This window comes from Photorhabdus sp. S10-54 (assembly GCF_963878145.1).
GTDB classification, from domain to species: Bacteria; Pseudomonadota; Gammaproteobacteria; order Enterobacterales; family Enterobacteriaceae; genus Photorhabdus; species Photorhabdus kayaii.
In genome coordinates this window covers 1-2,811 of record NZ_CAWNXG010000108.1, presented here as the reverse complement: position 1 = coordinate 2,811, position 2,811 = coordinate 1, and the positions used below count along the sequence as shown (strand labels likewise).

The following is a 2,811-nucleotide window of genomic DNA, read 5'->3' as shown; positions in this document are numbered from 1 at the left end:
GGATGCAAATGTTCCGACCATTTCCAAGCCTCATCTTTCCCCAAAAGTGATGAAATGGCGTCTTTAATCAATGGCATATCACCACCTTGTGGTTATTTTAGATACAAAAAAACCGCAATTAAGCGGCGCGTGTGGATGCTACAAAAAAGCCACCGGCAAGGTGGCTTTTGAAAGAGGGTTACTTCCTTATCTTATATAGCGGGATATTTATCTGAGGTATTCCCATTCTGTTACATGCTGATTGAACGTATTCTCTCCAATACGGCCAAACATTGAAAGCGACATTATTTTCAGAAAATGCCTTTAACTCATCACTTGTAAGTTTGGCTTCAGATAGATAAGTAGCATCAAAGACCGCCTCTATTCCAACAGTAACATCTGTAATATCTTCGGACTCTGCTCCTTCGCTGCTTGATGGGTCCACTTTCAGCAATCTTATCCCTACAGAATACTCAAATATATAACATTGCCTGTTGTCTTCCTCGGAAAGAAAAACCTTTATTCTTGATACGTCGCCGTAGGACTGAGTCTTGTGATCCTCATTGAACAATTCTGATAATACAAAGGAGGAGTGAGCTTCTTCGGAAAGTTTAAAACTTGACTCCCGGATATTGACATTAACAATATGTAATTTGTTTTGAGCATTAATGAGTTCGGCATTCATTATGCTGCATCCTCATAGCTAAGATGTGCTGATGTTAGTTCTATTATATCCGCCTGAGAAATTTTTCTGTTTTTTTCCTTCCCAAGAAAAATACCTGCACAATTATCATCATTACGCCATGAAAGTTGGTCGCTTTTTTGTTTTTTATCAATGGGTAAGGAAACATCCCTGCCATCTAGAGTAATTGTTATATTTGGTTTTGCACCCAAAACAAAACAGATATCTGATAGCGTTCTGAGCGTCATGTTTCTTGAGCCACTAAGAACCTGAGAAACGTATGATTTTGTTTTTCCAAGCTTATCAGCCAACTCAGATTTTTTGATGGATTTATCTTCCATAGCAAGCAGAACGTCTTCCGTTACGTTAAAAACAAGTTCTTCTTGCGCAAATAACATTTGTTCGTTGTTAAAAATGTGATCATTTTTCATGTCCATCCTCCTCGATTCTTCTCCAGTTAGAGTGGATCTTGCGGATGTTAGATTTGTTTAATTTTGGGTAATCTTTGTATACATAATGGCTTATAAAACAAACACCACCTCTGGACTCCGAAAACCAAAGATAACCCCTTATCGGGATCCTTTTAAGAGCATAAAATTTTTTATCGGATGGAAGACTACCTTCGCTAACGAACGTATCTGTAGCCATTCTTTTGCCATCCGCAAGGCGTTTTATTTGAATGACTATCTGCATTTCCATAGTTCTTGCTTTTTGCTTAACCAGGCTTTTGGCTGATTCGTAAAAGCTTTCAACAGCACCAATACAGTGGATTACCGTAAACTTTGAGCCATTGTATACAGGCTCTAGTTTCCCATCGTCTTCCATCATCATCCTTAGCTCATAGTTAATATATATGTTAACTTTATTTTTATGTCAATGCGAATTATTGTGTAACTTCTTTCACGTGACATTAATCTCAAAGTGCCATTCATCAGAACCCCTTGGTACGGGGAGCATTTAATCTGACTAACATTTGATCATTGTTACATTTTTTAATCGACCGGACAAATAAAAATATACTTAAGCTAAATTAAGCCATCCTTGGCCTAGGGTTTTGGTAAGGGTGAGGAATGAATATTTTTGCTATAGTATTATCGATTTCTCATCTCACAGGGTATTACCCTATTTATATCAACTAGTTGGAGTATATTTTATGGGCCAGCTCACCCCCCCCCTAGAATGCTTCCTTTAGACCTAACTTCTTACTTTCAATGGTATAGAAATGGGGATACTGCAAAATGGAATGCCTTATCTTACTCAAGCAGGGTTAGCTCAATTGTGTGGGGTTCAAAGGCGTAACATTTCAGATATAGCTCACAAACCAAGCATAGAAGAAAGATTGGTTTCTATTGAGTTGGATGTTGAAAAAATCAAAAAACTGATAGAAACCAAAAAATAGTTGATAAACTCAGCTTATGAGGCGTCTCATGGAAAAAATAAATTTTCTCGTGCAAGGATCAGCGGAAGAGCCATATAAAGTCACTTTTACAAAAAAAGATGAAAAAGATTTCTTAGCATTTTGCACTTGTCCAGCAGGTGAAAACGGAATGTACTGCAAACATAGGATCAACATAATAAATGGAGATACTCGAAATATTGTCAGTGACAATATTCAACAGGTTGATATCATTGCAAGGCAATGGTTGCCAAATTCATCTATTGAAGCTGCACTTGAAGATGTCAGAAAAGCTGAATCCCTGCTAGATGATATAAAAAGAGCGATATCACTTGCAAAAAGGAACGCCGCCAAGGCAATGCGCGGCGGATAAAGCTTATATTTTTTATCAAAGCCCCATGCGGGCTTTTACTCTAACTCTAAATCACCAACTACTAAATCACCAAATGGCCTGATAATGAATCGACCTTTTGAATATGCAATAGCATAATCCCCGCCATTTTCAGTATGAACAACTGCTTTATTGTCAGATAAAACCAAAAACTTTGTTATTGAATAAGCTCTTGTATCACCTTGAGTGATTTGTGTGATTCTATCTGTGCCGTAGCAAAGAGCATCTTTCCTTTTATAAAAATTCTGCTCATTACTATAGCAACCTTTACTGACGGCGTTTTCCATTATAAAAAATGCAGAAACCAAGGTAATAGGGATAACAATAGACAGCACCCTCATTGTAGTTCTTAGTCCTGTTTTT

6 protein-coding genes are annotated in these 2,811 nt (G+C 37.4%); 2 read left to right on the top strand and 4 right to left on the bottom strand.

The features are described from left to right. Positions 1–178: 178 nt before the first annotated feature. From AACQ83_RS23735 to AACQ83_RS23725, 3 genes are read right to left on the bottom strand one after another with little or no spacing between them, the layout of a single operon-like run. On the bottom strand, positions 179–664 hold the full coding sequence (locus AACQ83_RS23735; protein WP_112879857.1) for a hypothetical protein: 486 nt from the start codon (positions 662–664) through the stop codon (positions 179–181). Beyond that, the gene (locus AACQ83_RS23730; RefSeq protein ID WP_240000913.1) at positions 664–1,092 is read right to left on the bottom strand and encodes a helix-turn-helix domain-containing protein; all 429 of its coding nucleotides are present in this window, start codon (positions 1,090–1,092) and stop codon (positions 664–666) included. The genes AACQ83_RS23735 and AACQ83_RS23730 overlap by 1 nt, the downstream gene beginning before the upstream one ends. Further along, on the bottom strand, positions 1,082–1,492 hold the full coding sequence (locus AACQ83_RS23725; protein WP_112879855.1) for a hypothetical protein: 411 nt from the start codon (positions 1,490–1,492) through the stop codon (positions 1,082–1,084). The genes AACQ83_RS23730 and AACQ83_RS23725 overlap by 11 nt, the downstream gene beginning before the upstream one ends. A 391-nt stretch (positions 1,493–1,883) precedes the next feature. Here AACQ83_RS23725 and AACQ83_RS23720 point away from each other — a divergent pair, with 391 nt between their 5' ends. Then, positions 1,884–2,060, top strand: coding sequence for a hypothetical protein (locus AACQ83_RS23720; protein WP_158537823.1), 177 nt, complete (start codon positions 1,884–1,886; stop codon positions 2,058–2,060). Between the two features lie 28 nt (positions 2,061–2,088). Then, on the top strand, positions 2,089–2,430 hold the full coding sequence (locus AACQ83_RS23715) for an SWIM zinc finger family protein (RefSeq protein WP_158537822.1): 342 nt from the start codon (positions 2,089–2,091) through the stop codon (positions 2,428–2,430). Between the two features lie 35 nt (positions 2,431–2,465). Here AACQ83_RS23715 and AACQ83_RS23710 read toward each other — a convergent pair. Beyond that, the coding region (locus tag AACQ83_RS23710) for a hypothetical protein (RefSeq protein WP_158537821.1) at positions 2,466–2,811 on the bottom strand (346 nt) is incomplete at its 5' end.

Bases quoted from the DNA above. Each gene is read 5' to 3' on its own strand.
- AACQ83_RS23735 (WP_112879857.1), bottom strand. From the start codon at position 664: ATGAATGCCGAACTCATTAATGCTCAAAACAAATTACATATTGTTAAT.
- AACQ83_RS23720 (WP_158537823.1), top strand. From the start codon at position 1,884: ATGGGGATACTGCAAAATGGAATGCCTTATCTTACTCAAGCAGGGTTA.
- AACQ83_RS23725 (WP_112879855.1), bottom strand. From the start codon at position 1,492: ATGATGATGGAAGACGATGGGAAACTAGAGCCTGTATACAATGGCTCA.
- AACQ83_RS23715 (WP_158537822.1), top strand. From the start codon at position 2,089: ATGGAAAAAATAAATTTTCTCGTGCAAGGATCAGCGGAAGAGCCATAT.
- AACQ83_RS23730 (WP_240000913.1), bottom strand. From the start codon at position 1,092: ATGAAAAATGATCACATTTTTAACAACGAACAAATGTTATTTGCGCAA.